Genomic DNA, 20,456 nt, shown 5'->3' with positions numbered 1-20,456 from the left:
TCGTTCATTAAAATATTGAAAATGTTATCAAGAAAGGTTGAGGGACAGACCCTGTGAAACCTTAGCAACCCTTTGCGCAAGCGAAGAAGGTGCTACGTTCTACCAAAAGTTTTATTTTTTGGACAGATAACTTACTGATTTTTTTCAGCCATTTCCTGTGGCATTTTCAATTGTATTATCATAAAGTGTAATAGAATTGAAGCCAGAACTTAAACATATTAATTTTTCGTATCAAACCAATTCCGGTAAACAATACAATATCCCGTTAAGCTATCAGCTTTTTGGGAAAGACTTGTTTTCAGCACCTATCATTTTAGTTAATCATGCCTTAACTGGAAATTCAAACGTTTCCGGAGAAAAAGGTTGGTGGAAACAGTTGATCGCTGAAAATCAGGCAATTGATACCAATAAATATACAGTGCTTTGTTTCAATATTCCCGGAAACGGATTTGATGAATTTTTAATTGATGAGTATGAAGATTTCACACCTTCAGATATAGCCAGAATCTTTCTAAAAGGTCTTGAAATTTTAAAGATTAAGAATCTGTACGCCGTTATCGGCGGTTCACTTGGCGGCGGGATAGGTTGGCACATGTTGTCTGAAAATCCTGCAATCGCAGAAATATTTATTCCGATAGCCTGCGATTACAAAACTCACGACTGGCTTCATGCCCAATGTCTCGTTCAGAAGTTTTTATTGAATCAGAATGACGAACCTTTACAGAAAGCCAGAATTCATGCCATGCTGTGCTACAGAACCCCAGAATCTTTGAATGAAAGATTCAGAAATAAATATAATCAGGAAAAAAACAGGCTGGAATCAGAAGACTGGCTCCGATATCACGGAGATTCTTTAAACGAAAGGTTTAGTTTGAAATCTTACAAACTGATGAACCATTTGTTAATGAATATTAACGTGAATGATAGTTACCTGAGTAAAATTAAGGCTCGGATTCACATGATTTCTGTTGATACAGATTTATTTTTCCCTGCTTCTGAAATCCGGATGTGCTGTGAAAAGCTGAAAAAAGAACAAGATGATGTTTACTATTACGAGATCAAATCAATTCACGGCCACGACGCCTTTTTAATGGAATACCAACAGTTAAATACTATCATAAAAAATATTTTGTAGAAATGAGTAAGATGAATGCCAACGAAATAAAATTTTTTAAAAACAGATCAATCATTAAATTTGAAGGAGCAGATTTTCTGGGTGAAATCGGGATTGACGGAAGGGTGTTTAAAGCACTCACTCTGGCAAGAATAAGTGTGGGAGTAATCTCTCAGCAGGCTGTAGAAAACGGCTTGTCTATTCTGGTACACGAAGATGATTCTGAAAAAGCAGTAACCTGCCTGATTGACGAGTTTGCCGAAGAGAGAAAATCTGGAAAGGTTTCTCAGATTTACAGCATTAATAATGTTTCTGTGATTGGTTTTGTGGCGGATGATCTGAATAAAATACTTTCTGAACTTGCCAGAAATAATGTGTTCCCATTGCTGCTAAACCAAAATTCGAGCGAAAAACGAATAAATATAGTTGTTACCTCTTCCCAGGATGAGAAAACTAAAAACATTATTGAATCTGAAATTTTTAAAAAACCGAAAACCGTTCATTTGGCAATCATCGGTCACGGAAATGTTGGTAAAACTTTAATCGAACAGGTTTTACATTCTTCTGAAGAAATTAAGCGACGAAAAAATATACATCTGAAAGTAGTTGCTGTAGCCAATTCCCGGAAAATTGCTTTCAATAAAAAAGGATTTGATTCTACCTGGAACAATGAAATTTTTGCAGCCGAAAAATCTTCTGATATTTCTGAATTAATCAATTTCTCAAAAGAAAATCAACTGGAAAATCTTATCGTTGTAGATAATACCGCGAGTGTGGATTTTGTAAAAAACTACCATGCCTTGGCCGAAAATGGATTTGATTTGGTTTCTTCCAATAAAATTTTCAATACACTTCCTATTGAAGAATACCGTAAACTAAGATATACGTTGAACAAAAACAACAGACGTTATCTTTATGAAACCAATGTAGGTGCAGGTTTACCTTTGATTGACACCATTAAACTTCTTCACCTTTCGGGTGAAAACATTACCAGAATCAAAGGGGTTTTCTCAGGAACATTGAGCTACGTGTTCAATAATTTTTCTTTAAGGGGTGATAAGTTTTCCACAATCGTTAATGAAGCTTTGGAAAAAGGCTATACAGAACCGGATCCGAGAGAAGATCTGTCTGGAAATGATGTTGCCAGAAAACTGTTGATTTTAGCGAGAGAACTGGATTTAATCAATGAATTCAGTGACATCAATATTCAGAATTTAGTTGCTGAAGCTTTACTTTCCGTTTCAAAACAGGAATTTCTTGCAAGACTCGAAGAATTGGATGATGAGTATGAAAAAATTAAGAAAAATCAGGAGCCAAATCATGTTTTAAGATATGTTGGCGATCTGCACGGAGATTTACAACAGGAAAAAGGCAAACTAGATGTGAAGTTAATCTCTGTTCCCGCAACTTCTGCTTTAGGACAGCTCAAAGGTTCAGACTCAATTTTCGAAATCTATACCGAAAGTTATGGTGAAAACCCAATTGTCATCATGGGCGCAGGCGCTGGAGCAAAAGTAACCGCGCGCGGTGTTTTCGGCGATATTTTAAGACTCAGTGAAACAAAATAGATTAATGTACCAATATAACAATTTACCAGTGTAATAGTCAATTTATGGCATTTTATATTGTTACATTGTTACATTCATACACTGGTAGATTGGTAAATTTAAATTTATGGAAAAAGAAAATTTTGAAACCCTCGCGATAAGAACCCAAACCGAAAGATCTCAGTTTGATGAGCATTCTACGCCTTTATATCTTACTTCAAGCTTTGTATTTGAAGACGCAGAAGATATGAGAGCGAGTTTTGCCGAAGAGAAATCTAAAAATCTGTACAGCCGGTTTTCAAACCCAAACGTCACAGAATTCACAGATAAAATTGTCAAAATGGAAGGCGCTGAGGCAGGTTATGCTTTTGCCACCGGAATGGCCGCAATTTACTCTACATTTGCAACTTTGTTGGATGCTGGAGATCATATTGTGAGCTGTCAGTCGGTTTTCGGATCTACGCACACTTTGTTCACAAAATATTTTCCGAAATGGAATATTGAAACTACCTATTTCAAAGCCGAAGATTCTGAAAACGTTGAGCAGTACATCAAACCAAACACAAAGATTTTATATCTCGAAACCCCCACAAACCCTGCAATTGAAATTTTAGATCTCGAATTTTTCGGAAAGATTGCCAAAAAGTATAATCTTATTTTCATTGTAGACAACTGTTTTGCGACGCCTTACCTTCAGCAGCCAATAAAATACGGAGCTGATCTGGTAGTGCATTCAGCCACAAAACTGATTGACGGTCAGGGTCGTGTTTTGGGAGGAGTAGCAGTGGGCAGAGAAGATATGATCCGTGAGATTTATCTTTTCGCAAGAAATACAGGCCCTGCCATGTCACCATTCAACGCCTGGGTTTTGTCTAAAAGTTTAGAAACATTGGCCATCCGCGTAGAAAGACATTGTGAAAACGCATTGAAAGTGGCAGAGTTTTTAGCAAATCACCCCAATGTACAAATGGTAAAATATCCGTTTTTAAAATCGCATCCAAGCTATGAAATTGCCAAAAAACAAATGAAGTTAGGCGGAAATATTGTTGCCTTCGAAATCAAGGGAGGCATTGAAGGCGGAAGAAACTTTTTAGATAAAATAAAAATGTGTTCCCTCTCTGCAAACCTGGGCGACACCCGTACGATTGTCACGCATCCTGCATCTACAACGCATTCCAAATTGTCTGATGAAGAAAGAAATGAAGTGGGAATTACCGCTGGTTTGGTTCGCTGCTCAGTAGGTCTGGAAAATGTGGATGATATTATTGCAGATTTGAAGCAGGCACTGGATTAGAATGATTTGGGCAGCTGTATCCGCCTTCCACTCCCGCTTTTTTGCCTCCGCTTCGCTGCGACAAAAAGAGCTCCGTTCAAGTCGGGCTGCAAGAGAGATTCAGCGCAAAAAATTGAAAAAGTCGAATATAATTCGTGTAATTAGTATTAAATAAAATGAAAAATACAAAACAACTATACAAAGCCCTTTCCGAAAGAATTCTTATCCTCGACGGAGCTATGGGAACCATGCTTCAGAGATACAAATTTCAGGAAGAAGATTACCGTGGTGAGCGTTTCAAAGATTGGGAACATCCCGTTCAGGGAAATAATGACCTTCTTTCACTCACACAGCCAAAGGCAATTGAAGAAGTCCACAGAAAATATCTGGAGGCAGGTGCAGACATCATCGAAACCAACACATTTTCCGGAACTACAATTGCGATGGCAGATTACCACATGGAAGATTTGGTGTATGAGCTCAACTGTGAATCTGCAAAAATTGCCAGAAAAGTTTGCGACGAATTTACAGCCCAAAATCCGAACAAACCAAGATTTGTTGCGGGCTCCATCGGGCCTACCAACAGAACGGCAAGTTTAAGCCCGGATGTGAATGATCCCGGCTTTCGTGCAATCACCTTTGAAGAATTGAGACTCGCTTACAAACAACAGTGCGAAGCTTTATTAGACGGCGGTTCAGACATTCTTTTGGTAGAAACTATTTTCGATACTCTCAATGCAAAAGCGGCACTTTTTGCTATTGACGAAATTCAGGAAGAAAGAAATATTCAAATCCCCATCATGGTTTCAGGTACAATTACCGATGCGTCAGGAAGAACATTGAGCGGGCAGACAGCTGAGGCGTTTTTGATTTCAGTCTCACATCTCAATTTACTGAGCGTAGGCTTCAACTGCGCCTTGGGAGCCAATCAGCTGACGCCTTATTTAGAGACTTTGGCGCACAATTCAGACTTTTTTGTGTCGGCCTATCCCAACGCAGGTTTGCCAAACGCTTTCGGCCAGTATGACGAACCTCCAAATCAGATGGCGGCTCAGATTAAAGAATACGTTGAGAAGGGATTGATCAATATTATCGGCGGATGCTGTGGTACAACGCCGGAACACATCAAAGCGATTGCCGATTTGGTAGATAAATACGAACCGAGAAAAGTGGTTGCGGATATTTAGTTTTTGGGCAGCTATTTCCGCCTTCCACTACCAATCTTTTTTGCTGCAATATTTTAGCTGGTTGAGCTTTAGTGCAGGCAAAAAAGGATTTCCGTTCAAGTCGGGCTGCGAGAGATTCAAAGCTGATAAAACAATAAAAAATTAAACAAAATCAATTTAGTAAATATTCCGATTGGTAAACTGTTAAACTGATACATTGTTACATTTATAACTATGAAATATTTAAAATTATCCGGTTTAGAACCGTTAATTATAACTCCCGAAAGTAATTTCATCAACGTTGGCGAAAGAACAAACGTTGCCGGATCCAAAAAGTTTTTACGATTAATCAAAGAAGAGAAATTTTCTGAAGCCTTAGATATCGCCAGAGACCAGGTAGAAGGAGGAGCTCAGATTCTTGACGTCAATTTTGATGACGGTTTGATCGACGGGAAAGCTTCCATGATCAAATTCTTAAATCTCATAGGCTCCGAACCCGATATTTCCAAAATCCCAATCATGGTCGATTCTTCCAAATGGGAAATTCTGGAAGCTGGTCTTCAGGTCGTTCAGGGGAAATGCGTGGTCAATTCCATCAGTTTAAAAGAAGGAAAAGAGGAATTCGTAAAACACGCCAAAGCCATCAAAAGATACGGTGCAGCGGTGATAGTAATGGCATTTGATGAGGTGGGGCAAGCCGATAATTACGATAGAAGACTTGAAATTACCCAGCGTTCTTATGATATTCTGGTTAATGAAGTAAAATTTCCGGCCGAAGATATTATTTTCGATTTAAATATTTTTCCAGTAGCAACCGGGATGGATGAACACCGCAGAAACGCAGTCGATTTCATTGAAGCAACACGTTGGGTTCGTCAGAATCTTCCTTATGTATCTGTGAGCGGCGGAGTTTCCAATGTTTCTTTTTCCTTCCGTGGAAATGATACGGTGCGTGAAGCGATGCACTCGGTTTTTCTGTACCACGCAATTCAGGCGGGGATGAACATGGGAATCGTAAATCCTGCATTGCTTGAGGTTTATGATGAAATTAATAAAGAACTTCTCGAGCTTGTAGAAGACGTAATCCTCGACAGAAGAGATGATGCCACGGAGAGACTTTTAGATTATTCCGAAAGAAATAAATCGGTTAAAAAAGAAAAAGTTGAGGAGCTTGAATGGCGTACACACTCATTGCAGGAAAGAATCACGCATTCTCTGGTAAAAGGAATTGACCGGTTTATAGAAGAAGATGTGGAAGAAGCCAGATTGCTTGCTGACCGCCCGCTCCATGTCATCGAAGTCAATCTGATGACCGGAATGGGCGTTGTAGGAGATCTCTTCGGTGCCGGAAAAATGTTTCTTCCGCAGGTAGTGAAATCTGCCCGCGTGATGAAAAAAGCCGTTGCTTATTTACAGCCATTTATCGAAGCTGAAAAAGACGTAGCTCAGAAACCCAACGGAAAAATTTTGATGGCAACTGTAAAAGGTGATGTTCACGATATCGGAAAAAATATTGTGAGCGTGGTTTTGGGTTGTAATAATTACGATATTGTCGATTTGGGCGTGATGGTTCCTGCCGAAAAAATTATTCAGGCCGCGATTGAGCACAACGTCGATGTCATCGGTCTGAGCGGTTTGATCACGCCAAGTCTGGATGAAATGGTATACATCGCCTCAGAACTTGAAAGGCAAAACTTAAATTTTCCTTTGCTCATCGGTGGTGCAACAACTTCCAAAGCGCACACAGCGGTTAAGATTGATTTAAAATACAAAAACGCAGTTGTTCATGTGAATGATGCGTCCAGAGCTGTAAATGTAGTAAGTTCACTCTTGGGCGACAGAAATAAAGAATATGTGGATGATTTGAAAACAGACTACTCAGAATTCAGAGAGAAATTTTTGAACAGACAGATTGAAAAAACTTATACTTCGCTTGAAAATGCAAGAAAAGAGAAGTTTAAAATCGATTGGGAAAACGAAGAAATTTTTACCCCGAATCAACTGGGTATTCAGGTTTTTGAAAATCAGGATTTGGAAGAGCTCATTCCGTTTATAGACTGGTCGCCGTTTTTCAGAAGTTGGGATCTGCACGGGAAATACCCGAATATTTTTGACGATGAAGTGGTAGGCGAGCAGGCAAAAGAATTGTTTGCAGACGGACAGAAAATCTTAAAGAAAATTGTTGACGAAAAACTGTTGGTTGCTAAAGCCATTTTCGGAATTTTTAAAGCCAATTCTAACGAAACAGACGATATTCTAATCTTTGACGAAAATAATGAAGAGAAAGTTAAATTCCTTACTTTGAGACAGCAGGCTCAGCGTTCACAAGGGAAAGATTATCTGGCATTAAGCGATTTTATTGCGCCTCAAAGTTCAGGTAAGACTGATTACATGGGTGCTTTCTGTGTATGCACAGGTTTCGGAACGGATGAACTGTCTGATCAATATGAAAAAGATAATGACGACTATAATGCCATCATGGTAAAAGCCATCGCCGACCGTTTTGCTGAAGCTTACGCAGAATTTTTACATAAAAAAGTGCGTACAGAATACTGGGGTTATGCCAATCAGGAAAATTTAAGCAACGAAGATCTAATTGCTGAAAAATACAAGGGAATTCGTCCGGCTCCGGGTTATCCAGCCTGTCCCGATCACCTGGAAAAGCATGCTATTTGGGATTTATTAAAAGTGGAAGAAAACATCGGTGTTTATCTTACAGAAAGTTTAGCCATGTTCCCCACTGCAGCCGTTTCAGGATATTATTTCGGAAGTCCGCATGCTAAGTATTTTGGTTTAGGAAAAATTGATGAAGACCAGTTGAAAGAGTATTCCGAAAGAAAAGGCATTTCTCTACAGGAAGCAAGAAAATGGCTGAACCCTAATTTGGCAGATGGAATTTAAAATGAAAAAACTTTTTTCTTTTATAATTTTTATGATCTACAGTTCTTCGTTTGCGCAGAACTGTACTTATCAGGTAGCCATCAATTCAGAAAATTTAAAAGGAACAGGGAAATTCAAATTAACAATTAAAAACACAGACTCTCAATCTTTCAAAATTCCGAAAAAAATTAATTTGTGTAATATGAGATTGATCGATCTGGAAATGTATAATGAAAGTAAAAAATCTTTTGAAAAAATAAATTTAGCCAAAAAAGATATTGATTGTTTTGATTTTAAAGATAAATCAATAAAGCTTAAACCTGCTAAAGCCAATATTTACACAGTTGATATCAAATCTGATCTTGCTGTATTGCAATCGACTGATTTTTTCGAAACCTTTAATGACCGAAAATACAGATTTAAAATTTCTTTTCCTCTCGACTCTTACGCTCGCTGTGGAGAATCAAACAAATTAATTACTGACTGGGTATACAAAAATTAAACGACTATTATAATAAATGAAAATCACAGACCATATAAAAAACGCCAACGGCAAAACGCTTTTCTCCCTCGAAGTTGTTCCTCCACAGAAGGGTATAGGGATTGAAGATTTATATAAAAACATCGATCCTTTAATGGAATTTAAACCTCCATTTATTGATGTGACAACTTCCAGAGAAGAATATATTTACATAGACAAAGGTAATGGCTTGATGGAGCGCAGAATCACAAGAATGCGTCCCGGAACTTTGGGAATTTGTGCGGCAATTCAGCATAAATATAATGTGGATACAGTTCCTCACCTGCTTTGCGGAGGTTTTACCAAAGAAGAAACAGAATATCTTTTGGTGGACTGTATGTATCTGGGTATCGATAATATTATGGCCTTACGAGGTGATGCGATGAAAGGGCATCAGTATTTTGAAGCCACTCCCGGAGGCCACTCCAGCGCTATGGAGCTGGTTCATCAGATTAATGATTTGGGTAGAGGAAAATATCTGCATGATGAGCAGGCGTGTGATGATCACAATAAATTCTGCATCGGAGTTGCCGGTTATCCCGAAAAACACATGGAAGCGCCTTCAATGAATTACGATTTGAAATGGCTGAAACAGAAAGTAGATGCCGGGGCAGATTACATCGTTACTCAAATGTTTTTCGACAATAAAAAGTTCATAGAATTTGTAAACAAAGCCCGTGATATGGGAATCACCGTTCCCATTATTCCAGGAATCAAGCCGATTGCTACAAAAAAACATTTGAAACTCTTGCCTCAGGTTTTTAAAATTGATTTGCCGGAAGACTTAATCAACGCTGTAGAAAGTGCAAAAAATAATGAAGCAGTAAAACAGATCGGCGTGGAATGGGCAATCAGCCAGTGCAAAGAATTGCTTGATTTCGGCGTTCCCGTACTGCATTTTTACTCTATGGGGAAAAGTGATAATATTAAAAAAGTTGCAGGAGAACTGTTTTAATGGATTAAGCTGATATTTCAGCAGCTATAAAAAAACCGGTGACACTCCAGTATCACCGGTTTTCCTTTGTTTATAAAACTGTTGGATGCCTCTCAAATTCTTTATTTCTGTCGAATAAATAACGGTATGTTGCCAGCTTTCTCGTTACTTCAGTTTCCAGATGTTTCGCCAGACCCAGCATTTTAGGATTAAAATCTCCAATCCACTGCATTTCAAAATCTTCAAATTTTGTTGCAACCCTGAAATGATTTGCAGCTTCAACGATAAGGTAACCTTCCACACCTTTATTCTGCCATTCAGGAACGACTCCGAAAATTAATCCTACAAATTTAGAATTGTGTTTGAAAGCCTTATAGTAAAGGAATTTCAGTTTTTCCCAAAGTCCGAATTTTCCATTCAAATACTTAAACCACTGGTTCAGATCCGGAATGTTAATCCACATGGCAACCGGATTTCCGCTTTCATATGCAAACCATGCAATGTGCTCATTCATAACGGGTTTCATGCTGTTAAACATTTTTTTCACTTCCGCAAGGTTCATCTGTTTACCACCACCGTGACTTTCCCATGATTTATTGTAAATAGTGAAAAAATCTTCTGCAAACTGATCCATATTGGCCTTGGTGACACGTTTCGAAGAAAAATTCTCATTCTTACTGTGTTTCGCATGCATTACATTGAAAATTCTCGACGTAGGTGCATGTGCTTTTCTGCTGAAACACAGTTGGTTATAGTAAATTTCAAATCCGTAATTTTCAAAAAGTTCTTTGTAATATGGGAAATTATAATTCATTCCATACAAAGGTTGAGAAAATCCTTCAATCAAAACACCCCAGAATTTGTCTCTTTCACCAAAGTTAATTGAGCCATCCATCGCTTCCATTCCCCTTTTCAACAGCCAGTTTCTGCAGTGATCAAAAATAAAATTGGCTGTGGTCTGGTCATTGATACAGTCAAAAAAACCAATCCCACCGGTCGGCTGTTTTTCGATGTACTTTTTGTTAATAAAAACAGCAACTTTTCCTACTGTCTTTCCGTTTTTGTCTGTAAATAGAAAACGGGAGCTTTCGCCATTTTCAAAACATTTATTCTTATTACTGTCAAAAATACCCTCAATATCTTCGTCTAATGGCCGAATGTAAGCTTTGTCAGCTCTGTAAAGTCTGGCAGGAAACTCCAGAAATTCCTTCTTTTGGGCGGCATTCAGTACTTCTTCGGCGGTAATCATGTTTTTTAAAATAATAGATGTAAAAGGTAATCCAAAATTGAGGTAAATTAAAATATAGAATAAATTTTATCCGTATTTTTGTTGCAAATTAAATAAAAATGGTTGATTTTACCGATAACGATGATGATATTTTCACGGGAAAAGAGCATACGCCGATCCGTGAAGATGCTTTTGAGAAATCGCCACAGGAAAAAATAGAAAAAATTACCGGACTTTTTGCAGAAATTATGGAAACCTTAGGTCTTGATATGACTGATGATTCCTTAAAAGATTCTCCTAAAAGAGTTGCTAAAATGTATGTAAACGAAATTTTTGGCGGACTTCTTCCGGAAAACAAACCAGGAATTTCTACATTTTCAAACAAATATAAATACCGTCAGATGTTGGTGGAAAAAGACATCACCGTTTATTCGTTCTGCGAGCATCACTTCTTACCAATCATTGGGAGAGCGCATGTAGCATATATCTCCAGCGGTGAAGTCATCGGGCTTTCAAAGATCAACAGAATTGTAGACTATTACGCAAAAAGGCCACAGGTTCAGGAAAGACTCACGATGCAGATTGTTGATGCTCTACGAGATGCTTTAGGAACACAAAATGTTGCCTGTATCATCGATGCAAAACATCTTTGCGTAAACTGCAGAGGAATAAAAGACACCGCAAGTTCTACAATTACGGCAGAATTAAGCGGAATTTTCAGAACCAATCCTATCACGAGACAGGAATTCCTTCATTACGTAGGAAGCCATGCGAAACTGGATTATTAGAAATAAATAAATGATAAAATTTAAAACAGTTTCAAATAGAATTTTTATTGCAACAATCGTCTGTTGTAAATGATTTTTCTTAGAATTAATTTTAAAATCAATCATCAATTATCAATCATCATTTATATAAAGATGCAGTTAAAAATATACAATTCGCTTACAGGCGAAAAAGAAATATTCAAACCAATCCACGAAAATAATATCGGAATGTACGTCTGCGGACCAACCGTTTACAGCAATGTGCATTTAGGAAATGTAAGAACTTTCCTTTCCTTCGATTTTATCTACAGAAGCCTGATGCATTTGGGTTACAAAGTGCGTTACGTAAGAAATATCACCGATGCAGGGCATCTTACCGACGATGGAGACGTAAACAATGACCGTTTCGTAAAACAAACGCGTCTGGAAAAACTGGAACCGATGGAAATTGTACAGAAATACACTGTTGATTTTCATAAAGTTTTGGAAATGTTCAACTTACTTCCACCCAACATTGAGCCCACCGCAACCGGACATATCGTAGAGCAGATTGAGCTTACTCAGAAATTAGTGGAGACTGGTTTTGCTTATGAAAGCAACGGTTCGGTTTATTTTGATGTTTTAGAATACAACAAAAGAGGGCTGAATTATGGTGAACTTTCAAAACGGAACATCGAAGAACTTTTTGCCAACACCAGAGACCTTGACGGACAGGGAGAAAAGAAAAATCCTCAGGATTTCGCTTTGTGGAAAAAAGCTTCTCCCGCTCACATTATGCGCTGGAACTCGCCTTGGGGAGAAGGTTTCCCGGGATGGCACCTTGAATGTACTGCGATGAGCACGAAATATTTAGGTGAAACTTTCGACATCCACGGTGGCGGAATGGATCTTAAATTTCCACATCACGAATGTGAAATCGCACAGGGGAAAGCCTGCAACGGCGCATCTCCTGTGAATTACTGGATGCACGCCAATATGTTGACCATGAATTCCCAGCGTATGAGCAAATCTACAGGTAATTATATTTTGCCGAAACAGTTAGTTTCCGGTGAAAATGATTTTTTTGAAAAAGCTTTTCATCCTGCGATTGTTCGTTTCTGCTTTTTGCAGGCACATTACAGAAGTGTTCTGGATATTTCCAATGACGCGATGTTGGCCAGTGAAAAAGGTTTCAGCCGTTTAATGGAAGCGCTGAAAGTTTTAAACTCAATTGAATCAAATGACTCAAAACAATCTGAATTTAATTTTTCTGAGTGGAAAACAAAAGCTTACGATGCATTAACCGATGATTTCAACTCACCCGTTTTGATAGCTCATTTATTTGAAGCCGTAAAATTTATTTTTGCATTAAAAGATGGTAAAGAATCGGTGTCAGCTTCAGACCTTGAAGAATTAAAAACCACATTGAATGCTTTGGTGTTCGATGTTTTGGGACTTCAGAATATCGAAGAAAACAACAATGGAAAATTAGATCAGACCTTGCAGGTTTTAATAGAACTGAGAAATCAGGCAAGAAAATCAAAGAATTTTGAACTTTCAGATCAGATCAGAGACAAACTTTTAGCGGAAGGAATTGAACTGAAGGACGGCAGAGACGGAACTTCGTATGTTTTAAACTGATTTTTTCCCACTTAACTACAGCTCCCGCAGATTCTACGGATTTAGCAGATTTTAGATCAATCAGCGAATCTGTGGGATTTTTTTTAGTTTTAGTTTACAGATTAACTTTGATGTTATATGAATATGTTGCAGATTTTCAGTAAAAAATTAAATCAAACTATGAAAGCCTTTTAAAGTTTTACAATTTTTCACCTGCATCATTATTCTCAAACTCAATCTCAACCTAAGTCTTAACCTTAACCTCAGCCTCAACCAAAAAAAATACTTTTCCAATTCAAAAAATTCTTAACTTAGTCATAATAAAATATTTACTTATGAAAAAACATTTATTCCCTATCGTTCTGCTTTTGCTTGGAAATACCTTTCATGCTCAGCAGGATTTTTTTGCACTTGCAGGAAAAGATTCTCCGAGAATTGAATTTAATGACATCCGTGCGATGAATTCTGACGGAAGTTCGGGTGCTCAACTTTTTACTTCTGCTTCACAGTCTGATGTGTTTTCACAAAACAGCAGAACCAGAATTTCTGAAGATAAAAATTCTTTAGGAAATTCTCAGGCTGTAAATTTAGCCGCACTCGCAACAGATTCTTCGCAGGAAAATCTGATTTATATGCCGATGTTTTCGTCAAACATCTATGTTTTAAACCAAAAGACAAAACAGGTTACTTTGGTTGAGAATACTACTGCCAGAGTTTCCTCCTGCGATATTAATTCCCACATCACAAGAATGACTTTGGGCTATGACGGAAATATTTACGCCATGAACAATGCAGGAACTCAGCTGCTTCAGATTTCAAAGAAAAACGGACAGTATTCCGTTGCAGATTTAGGCATTGTGAAAGACGCTGCTTCAAACGGTAAAAACTCATTTACCTCTATGGATACAGGCTTCGGCGGTGATATGATTTCTGACGCAGAAGGTAATTTCTATGCTTTTGCTGCTTCGGGAAATGTGTTTAAAATTTCTCCTAAAAATCTCGAAGCTTACTTTTTGGGAAAAATATCAGGCTTACCGGAAAACTACTCTGTGAACGGTGCTGCGGTAAACTCTAAAGGCAGAATTGTAGTGGCAAGTGCCAAAGGAAATGCTTTGTTTGAAGTGAATTTCGAAAGTCTTGAAGCGAAGCAGATGGCTGGCGAAACCAATCTGCATATTTACGATCTGGCAAGCAAGTATTTTCTGAATGACAGAGCAGCAAGAGCGGAGACGCCTCAGATCAACGCAGAAATTTATCCAACGAGAGTGGATGAAAATTTTATTATGGTAAATCTGAAACAAACTGAAATAAAAGGAAATATTAAAGTTGATATTTTTGATCTTTCAGGAAAGAATGTTTTAACCAAAAAAATATCTGTAAAAGACGGTAATCTGAATCAAAGAATTGAGCTGTCTGGTCTTTCTCAGGGAGCTTATCTGGTGAGCATTTGTGATAGCTACGGTAAAGTGATTTCTACGAAGAAAGTTCTTAAAACCAAATAGTGAATATTTAATTTTTCATACCAGCCTTTCAAATATTTTTGGAAGGCTTTTTAATGAATATTTGATGCTGAAAATAGGTGTTTTACGTTATAAAACACTATTTTTATCCCAAAATATATGAGATGAAATTGTATTTTAGTTTAAAATATATTACCAAACACGGAGAGAATTTATTTTTAACGGTAACTGCGGAAGGGCAGGAGCAGCAGGATTATCCGATGTACCATACAGATTTCGGAATCTGGAAAGCTGAAGTAGATTATTTTTCTAAACAGATAAGCTACAGATACTGTGTAAAAGATGACAGCGGAAATGTGATGTCTGAAGAAGAAGTAGGGCATGAGCTTTCTTTCCCGCACAATTATAAAGAATTTGTAATCACAGACCTCTGGAACAAAAAGAATTTCCCGGAGAATTACCTTACCAATAAAATCCTGAAAAATAAACTCACAGGTCTTAAGCTGGAAAAAAACAGCATTTTGAAAAAGCACACACATCTTTTCAGAATTTCAGCACCGGTGTATCATCCTTACTGGAATATTGCCGTTTTTGGTAGTTCTCAGTCGCTGGGAAACTGGGATTATGAAAGCATAATTCTATTTTCGCAGACAGATTTTGGTATCTGGGAAGCTTCAGTAGAAATTTCAGAAAATTATCCTGTAGAATACAAATACTGCATTTACGATACCATTCAGAACAAAGTAATAGATGTAGAATCAGGCTCAAACAGGCTGGTTTATCCCAACCCGAATAACGATATTCTGCAGATTGTTTCTGATCATTATTTTAAGTTTAAATCTTATCAGATGTATCACGATGCCGGCGTTGCTGTTCCGGTTTTTTCACTGAGAACAGAAGACGGTTTTGGTGTAGGAGAATTTCCGGATTTGAAGAAACTTGCAGACTGGAACAAAGAAACCGGTTTGGGAATCATTCAGATTTTACCAATCAATGATACTACAGCAAACTATACCTGGACAGATTCTTATCCATACGCAGCGGTTTCTGTGTACGCTTTACATCCGCAATATCTTTCATTAGAAAAATTAGATTATGCATTGCCTAAGAATTTAGTTGAAGAATTTAAGGCTGAGAAAAAAGAGCTAAATCAGCTGGAACTTATTGATTACGAAAAGGTAATCTCAGGGAAGTGGAAGTTTATAAAAGCTGTTTTTGAAGAGCAGAAAGAAAAGATTTTTAAAGACAGAAATTTTAAAAAATTCTTGAAAGACAATGAAACCTGGCTAACGCCTTATGCTGCATTTTGTGTGTTGAGAGACAAGTACAAGACTCCCAATTTCGGAGAATGGAAAACCCATAAAAAGTACATTGCCGGAAAAATTTCTCAGCTTTTTACGGTTAAAAATAAAGATTATGAAGCTGTAATGCTGCATTCTTGGGTGCAGTTTCAGCTTCACAAGCAGTTAAAGGATGCGGTCGACTACATTCATGGTTTAGGAATTTCAATCAAAGGAGATTTGCCTATCGGAATTTACCGCTATTCAGTGGAAGCGTGGACGGAACCTGAATTGTTTGGAATGGATTTTCAGGCCGGAGCACCGCCGGATCAGTTTACAGATTTGGGTCAGAATTGGGAATTCCCTACTTACAACTGGGAAGCAATGAAAAATGACGGTTACCAATGGTGGAAAAACAGATTCAAAGCCCTTGAAAAGTATTTTGATGCCATGAGAATTGATCATATTTTAGGCTTTTTCAGAATTTGGAGAATGCCCGTTTCTGCCACGCAGGGTATTTTGGGCTATTTTTACCCAGCCGTGCCTGTCACCGTAAACGAATTTAAAAAACTAAATCTTCCGTTTGATTTTAACAGATATTGTAAGCCATTCATCAATAATCAGATTTTAGAAAATTATCTTGGTGAAGACAGGGAGAAGGCATTATCTTTTTTAAATGAAAATCAGGATGAAACCTATTCTTTTAAGCCTGAATTTGATACGCAGAGAAAGCTTTCAGATTATTTTAAAAAGAAACCCGATGAAGATCTTTCGGAAAAACTTATAGCTCTTTCGGCAAATGTTTTGTTTTTGGCGGAAGAAAAAGAAGGCGAAACGGTCTACCATCCACGCTTTAATGTTTACCGAACAGAGTCATATCAATATCTTTCAGATTGGGAAAAACGTACGATTTATCATCTTTACAATGATTATTTCTTTAAAAGACAAGATGGTTTATGGTACGAAAAAGCTCTTGAGAAACTCCCGGTAATTTTAAATGCCACAAATATGTTGATTTGTGGTGAAGATCTCGGTCTTGTGCCTGACTGCGTGCCTGTGGTAATGGATGAGCTGGCAATTGTTGCGTTAAAAGTACAGAGAATGCCTTCAAAAAATATTCCGTTCTATAATCCTAAAAATGCAGATTATATGAATGTGGTTACAGCATCTTCTCATGATAGTTCTACATTGAGGCAGTGGTGGAAGGAAGATCCGGAACTTACTCAAAAATATTATAATCAGCAACTGAATCAGTACGGGAGAGCTCCTGAAGATTTAGAGCCTTACCTGGCTGAAATTATTATGAAACAGCATCTGTATAATGAAGCAATGCTGGCAATTTTCCCCATTCAGGAATTTCTGGCGACCGATGAGACACTTTCAAACCCAAATATAGATCAGGAAAGAATCAATAATCCCGCGGTATTTCCACATTACTGGAGATACCGAATGCATCTTGGGCTGGAGGAACTTAAAAGCAGAAATACCTTCAATGAGAAGATTAAAAACTGGGTGGCAGACAGTGGTAGATTGTAAATTTAACAATTGATTATCAGTTATTTAAAATAATTTTAAAAGAAGTTTTATCGCAGGATTTAACTTCTTTTTTTTTCCTATATCCAAAAGATAGAATTGAGAGATTCAATTAAACTTAACAATTTAGATTTATAGAAATGAAAAAAATACTTTTGGGATTTGCTTTGGGATTTGCGACTTTGTCGATGGCTCAGCAATATCCGGATTATGGATACGGAAATAACGGTTACTCTGATGGATATTACAGTGATGAAGATGATCAGAATTATTTCCCTGATGATTATTACTACAATTATCCACAGGATTATTATCCGCAGGATTATTATCAGAGCTATTACAACGATTACAGAAACTCAGTTATCAATATCAACTGGAATGTGTTTTTCAGACAAAACAGGTTATCAAGATGGCAGATCGATCAGATTTTATATCTGAACAGTCTCTACAGTAATTTTGCAACGTGGAATAATTTCTATGGTTACAACCCAGACAGATGGTATTATGACAGGTTTTACGCTTTGGAAAGAATTATGGGACCGAGAGTATTTGTGGTTTTCCAGAATAATTACTACAGAGGAAACGCGCCGATTGTCTACTTCCAGAATTACAGAAGAAGTTATTACACACCAAGATTCAGAGTTACTCCAAGATACAGAAATGTGAACATCAATATTTACAGAGTAAACAGAGTAGATTTCAGAAGAACGGAAAACCCAACTTTAAATGCGGTGAGAGGTTCAAGCTTTAGAAATAATTCTGAATCAGGTTTCAGAGGAAATTCCGGCAACAGTGGAACAAGAAACCCAAATGGTGGTTTCAGAGACAATAATAATTCCGGAACAAGACCTGGAAACGGTGGTTTTAGAAACGGTTCTGAAAGTCAGCCAAGATCTAACGGAGGTTTCAGAAATGAATCATCAACGCAGCCAAGAAGCAATGGCGGGTTCAGAAACGAAAACAGTTCGCCGAGAGCTGAAAGTCCTTCACCAAGAGGCGGAGGTTTCAGAGGTGGAAATGGCGAGGTGAAGAGAGATGAGCCTACAAGATCTGGCGGAGGATTCAGAAATGGTGGTGAAGCTCGCCCGCAAAGAAATGAAGCACCTTCAGGAAGAGGTAACTCCGGCGGTGGCGAAAGAAGCGGAGGGTTCAGAACCCGGTTAGCAGGAAATTAGTTTTCATATATTATATTTGAGTGGTGTGGAGAGTAGATATTTTATCTACTCTCTTTTTATTATCCAATATTAGTAAATATTTAATAAATAAATTTAACATTTTTTATGAATTTCATTTTTAACTTTTAGATAGTTTCCATATCAAACCAATAGAAAACAATTAATAAATACCTTAAATAAAATGAAAAAATTAATCTTATCATTAGCGTTAGTAGGATTCGGAAGTTTAGCAATGGCTCAGCAAAATGTAACGCCTGAGCAGAGAGAGGCAAAAAGAGCTGAAATGCAGCAAAAAATGCAGCAGCGCGAGAAAGATCATTTAGACAAGATGCAGAAAGATCTTAATCTGTCTAAAGATCAGGTGGCGAAAATAAAAAATCTTCAGGATCAGAAAAGGGCTGAAAGAAAGGCAGATTTTGATAGAAACAAAGATGCAAGAATGGCTAAAATGAAAGAGATGAAAGATAAAAGAGCCCAGATGGATCAGGAAATGAAAAAGATTTTAAGCCCAGATCAATACACAAAATGGGAAGCCGATAGAAAGGCGAAAATGGAGCAGAGAAAGATGGCGATGAAAGACAGAAAAAATAAAGGCGCAGGATCTCACCACAAGCCGATGAATACGGCAGTGGAGCCTTTGAAATAATGAGTTCATAATTTGATTTTAATGTGTGGTTTGGAGCGGAATTTTTTATTCCGCTCTTTTTTTTCTGGTGGCTGTTTGGTTTTTAATTTTTATCTAATCTAAAATTAAATTTACGTCATCATTTCACAAACCGCCGCATATTCCTTAAATTTGAAGATAAATTTAGAATTATGGTAACCGAAAAAATTGCACAACTTATAAACGAACAAATAGCGCACGAGCAGTATGCGGCTCAATATTATCTTTCAATGTCTGCATGGTTTTCTGCAAGAGATCTTGACGGTATTGCCAATTACTTCAGAGTTCAGAGCAAAGAAGAATTGATGCACGCAGATAAAATGTTTGATTACCTGAATGATGTAGGAGGCGAAATCATCATCGGTGAAATAGCAAAGCCGCCTCACGAGTTTCTTAACGCAACAGATATCTTCGAAAAAGCTCTTGCACACGAGAAAACTGTAACCAGAAGTATCTTCAATATCGTAAAAAATGCGAATGACGAAGGTGATTTTGCCACAACCTCTTTTCTGCAGTGGTTCATCAATGAGCAGGTAGAAGAGGAGGCTAGCGCTTCCCAGTACGTCACAAAAATAAAAATGGTGTGCGATAACCCTTCTGCTCTGTATCTTTTTGATCAGGAACTGGCCACCAGAAAATTTGTTGCAGATGCCAACGCATAAAATATTTTTTTAAATATCTCCAAACCCCGAAAATTAATAGTTTTTCGGGGTTTTTTATTGTTCAGAAAAATTTACCGTAAAAATACGGTGGCAATATGGGGAAAATACGGTTTCACAGTATCAGTTTTTTTATCACATTTGTAAAAACTAAATTATATCATGGGAAACGAATTTGATTCAGGAAACAGAGATGAGGCAAACAGCCTTAGTGTCGATTTTATTAAAGCTGCCGTTAAGCAGTACAGAACCAGCCAGCTGCAATGTACCGCAGACAATCTGGGCATGGCAGATGCGCATTCTATTTGGTTTGATTTACCCAAACTGAAAAAGTTTATTGCAGACATTGAAAATCTGGCAAGCAGCTCAGATCCATCAGTTAGAGAAGAAGATTTGGGCATAAGAATGTATTATGCAGCCTATCCGGATCATTTTCCTGGTGCAGATATTAAAGAAGAATATCTTAAAAAGCACACGCTCATCATGGTTCCCACCAAAAAACAGGAGCAGTCTGAAGGCAGATTTGTTCACAGAGATTATAATCCTCTGGAAAATTCTTCAGAAAGAAGACTTGCTCTGGCTACAGGAAATGCAATGGCTCAAAATCACGGAAGCCTTGCACCTCCCGATTCCTGTGTTGGAGAATTATATTAAAAT

General features: G+C 37.7%; 16 protein-coding genes and 1 riboswitch. Of the genes, 15 read left to right on the top strand and 1 reads right to left on the bottom strand.

What is annotated here, in order from left to right:
• The first annotated feature begins 21 nt into the window (after positions 1-21).
• Positions 22-133, top strand: a riboswitch (SAM riboswitch).
• A gap of 63 nt (positions 134-196) precedes the next feature.
• From ASG31_RS19125 to metF, 7 genes are all read left to right on the top strand, one after another.
• Positions 197-1,135: an alpha/beta fold hydrolase gene (locus ASG31_RS19125; RefSeq protein WP_056026650.1), complete on the top strand. Its 939-nt coding sequence runs from the start codon at positions 197-199 to the stop codon at positions 1,133-1,135.
• An 11-nt stretch (positions 1,136-1,146) separates the two neighbouring features.
• Complete coding sequence (locus ASG31_RS19120) at positions 1,147-2,682, top strand: ACT domain-containing protein (RefSeq protein WP_056028006.1); 1,536 nt, start codon at positions 1,147-1,149, stop codon at positions 2,680-2,682.
• 106 nt (positions 2,683-2,788) lie between these two features.
• Positions 2,789-3,955, top strand: coding sequence for an O-succinylhomoserine sulfhydrylase (locus ASG31_RS00640; RefSeq protein ID WP_056026647.1), 1,167 nt, complete (start codon positions 2,789-2,791; stop codon positions 3,953-3,955).
• Between the two features lie 155 nt (positions 3,956-4,110).
• Positions 4,111-5,121 (top strand): homocysteine S-methyltransferase family protein, encoded by a 1,011-nt coding sequence (locus ASG31_RS00635; RefSeq protein ID WP_056026644.1) that lies wholly within the window; start codon positions 4,111-4,113, stop codon positions 5,119-5,121.
• Between the two features lie 213 nt (positions 5,122-5,334).
• Positions 5,335-8,001, top strand: a complete 2,667-nt coding sequence (gene metH, locus ASG31_RS00630; RefSeq protein ID WP_056026641.1) for a methionine synthase — start codon at positions 5,335-5,337, stop codon at positions 7,999-8,001.
• A 1-nt stretch (position 8,002) separates the two neighbouring features.
• Positions 8,003-8,482, top strand: coding sequence for a hypothetical protein (locus ASG31_RS18675; protein WP_131725478.1), 480 nt, complete (start codon positions 8,003-8,005; stop codon positions 8,480-8,482).
• A gap of 16 nt (positions 8,483-8,498) precedes the next feature.
• A complete protein-coding gene (metF, locus tag ASG31_RS00620) occupies positions 8,499-9,455 on the top strand; it encodes a methylenetetrahydrofolate reductase [NAD(P)H] (protein WP_056026635.1) in 957 nt (318 codons plus the stop codon).
• A 70-nt stretch (positions 9,456-9,525) separates the two neighbouring features.
• On the opposite strand, the gene ASG31_RS00615 is transcribed toward metF, so the two are convergent.
• Positions 9,526-10,683, bottom strand: coding sequence for a hypothetical protein (locus tag ASG31_RS00615; RefSeq protein ID WP_056026632.1), 1,158 nt, complete (start codon positions 10,681-10,683; stop codon positions 9,526-9,528).
• A gap of 98 nt (positions 10,684-10,781) precedes the next feature.
• Here ASG31_RS00615 and folE point away from each other — a divergent pair, with 98 nt between their 5' ends.
• The 8 genes from folE to ASG31_RS00575 all read left to right on the top strand — a co-directional run bounded on the left by folE (position 10,782) and on the right by ASG31_RS00575 (position 20,453).
• Positions 10,782-11,450: a GTP cyclohydrolase I FolE gene (folE, locus tag ASG31_RS00610; protein WP_056026629.1), complete on the top strand. Its 669-nt coding sequence runs from the start codon at positions 10,782-10,784 to the stop codon at positions 11,448-11,450.
• 132 nt (positions 11,451-11,582) lie between these two features.
• A complete protein-coding gene (gene cysS / locus ASG31_RS00605) occupies positions 11,583-13,049 on the top strand; it encodes a cysteine--tRNA ligase (protein ID WP_056028004.1) in 1,467 nt (488 codons plus the stop codon).
• 314 nt (positions 13,050-13,363) lie between these two features.
• Positions 13,364-14,530 (top strand): T9SS type A sorting domain-containing protein, encoded by a 1,167-nt coding sequence (locus tag ASG31_RS00600; RefSeq protein WP_056026626.1) that lies wholly within the window; start codon positions 13,364-13,366, stop codon positions 14,528-14,530.
• 122 nt (positions 14,531-14,652) lie between these two features.
• Positions 14,653-17,304: a 4-alpha-glucanotransferase gene (locus ASG31_RS00595; protein WP_056026624.1), complete on the top strand. Its 2,652-nt coding sequence runs from the start codon at positions 14,653-14,655 to the stop codon at positions 17,302-17,304.
• Between the two features lie 137 nt (positions 17,305-17,441).
• Positions 17,442-18,476, top strand: coding sequence for a hypothetical protein (locus tag ASG31_RS00590; RefSeq protein ID WP_056026620.1), 1,035 nt, complete (start codon positions 17,442-17,444; stop codon positions 18,474-18,476).
• Positions 18,477-18,657: 181 nt separating this feature from the next.
• Complete coding sequence (locus tag ASG31_RS00585) at positions 18,658-19,122, top strand: hypothetical protein (protein WP_056026616.1); 465 nt, start codon at positions 18,658-18,660, stop codon at positions 19,120-19,122.
• A gap of 170 nt (positions 19,123-19,292) precedes the next feature.
• The gene (locus ASG31_RS00580) at positions 19,293-19,802 is read left to right on the top strand and encodes a ferritin (RefSeq protein WP_056026613.1); all 510 of its coding nucleotides are present in this window, start codon (positions 19,293-19,295) and stop codon (positions 19,800-19,802) included.
• A gap of 159 nt (positions 19,803-19,961) precedes the next feature.
• Positions 19,962-20,453, top strand: coding sequence for a hypothetical protein (locus ASG31_RS00575; protein ID WP_056026610.1), 492 nt, complete (start codon positions 19,962-19,964; stop codon positions 20,451-20,453).
• Positions 20,454-20,456 lie beyond the last annotated feature (3 nt).

The sequence above is a fragment of the Chryseobacterium sp. Leaf404 genome, from assembly GCF_001424145.1.
Taxonomy (GTDB): domain Bacteria; phylum Bacteroidota; class Bacteroidia; order Flavobacteriales; family Weeksellaceae; genus Chryseobacterium.
Note: the sequence above shows the minus strand (reverse complement) of the source record. Positions and strands in the feature narration are given on the sequence as shown.

Coding starts and splice junctions, on each gene's coding strand:
- ASG31_RS00590 (WP_056026620.1), top strand. CDS start 17,442: ATGAAAAAAATACTTTTGGGATTTGCTTTGGGATTTGCGACTTTGTCG.
- ASG31_RS18675 (WP_131725478.1), top strand. CDS start 8,003: ATGAAAAAACTTTTTTCTTTTATAATTTTTATGATCTACAGTTCTTCG.
- ASG31_RS00635 (WP_056026644.1), top strand. CDS start 4,111: ATGAAAAATACAAAACAACTATACAAAGCCCTTTCCGAAAGAATTCTT.
- ASG31_RS00580 (WP_056026613.1), top strand. CDS start 19,293: ATGGTAACCGAAAAAATTGCACAACTTATAAACGAACAAATAGCGCAC.
- cysS (WP_056028004.1), top strand. CDS start 11,583: ATGCAGTTAAAAATATACAATTCGCTTACAGGCGAAAAAGAAATATTC.
- ASG31_RS00600 (WP_056026626.1), top strand. CDS start 13,364: ATGAAAAAACATTTATTCCCTATCGTTCTGCTTTTGCTTGGAAATACC.
- ASG31_RS00575 (WP_056026610.1), top strand. CDS start 19,962: ATGGGAAACGAATTTGATTCAGGAAACAGAGATGAGGCAAACAGCCTT.
- ASG31_RS00595 (WP_056026624.1), top strand. CDS start 14,653: ATGAAATTGTATTTTAGTTTAAAATATATTACCAAACACGGAGAGAAT.
- metF (WP_056026635.1), top strand. CDS start 8,499: ATGAAAATCACAGACCATATAAAAAACGCCAACGGCAAAACGCTTTTC.
- ASG31_RS19120 (WP_056028006.1), top strand. CDS start 1,147: ATGAATGCCAACGAAATAAAATTTTTTAAAAACAGATCAATCATTAAA.
- folE (WP_056026629.1), top strand. CDS start 10,782: ATGGTTGATTTTACCGATAACGATGATGATATTTTCACGGGAAAAGAG.
- ASG31_RS00640 (WP_056026647.1), top strand. CDS start 2,789: ATGGAAAAAGAAAATTTTGAAACCCTCGCGATAAGAACCCAAACCGAA.
- ASG31_RS00585 (WP_056026616.1), top strand. CDS start 18,658: ATGAAAAAATTAATCTTATCATTAGCGTTAGTAGGATTCGGAAGTTTA.
- metH (WP_056026641.1), top strand. CDS start 5,335: ATGAAATATTTAAAATTATCCGGTTTAGAACCGTTAATTATAACTCCC.
- ASG31_RS00615 (WP_056026632.1), bottom strand. CDS start 10,683: ATGATTACCGCCGAAGAAGTACTGAATGCCGCCCAAAAGAAGGAATTT.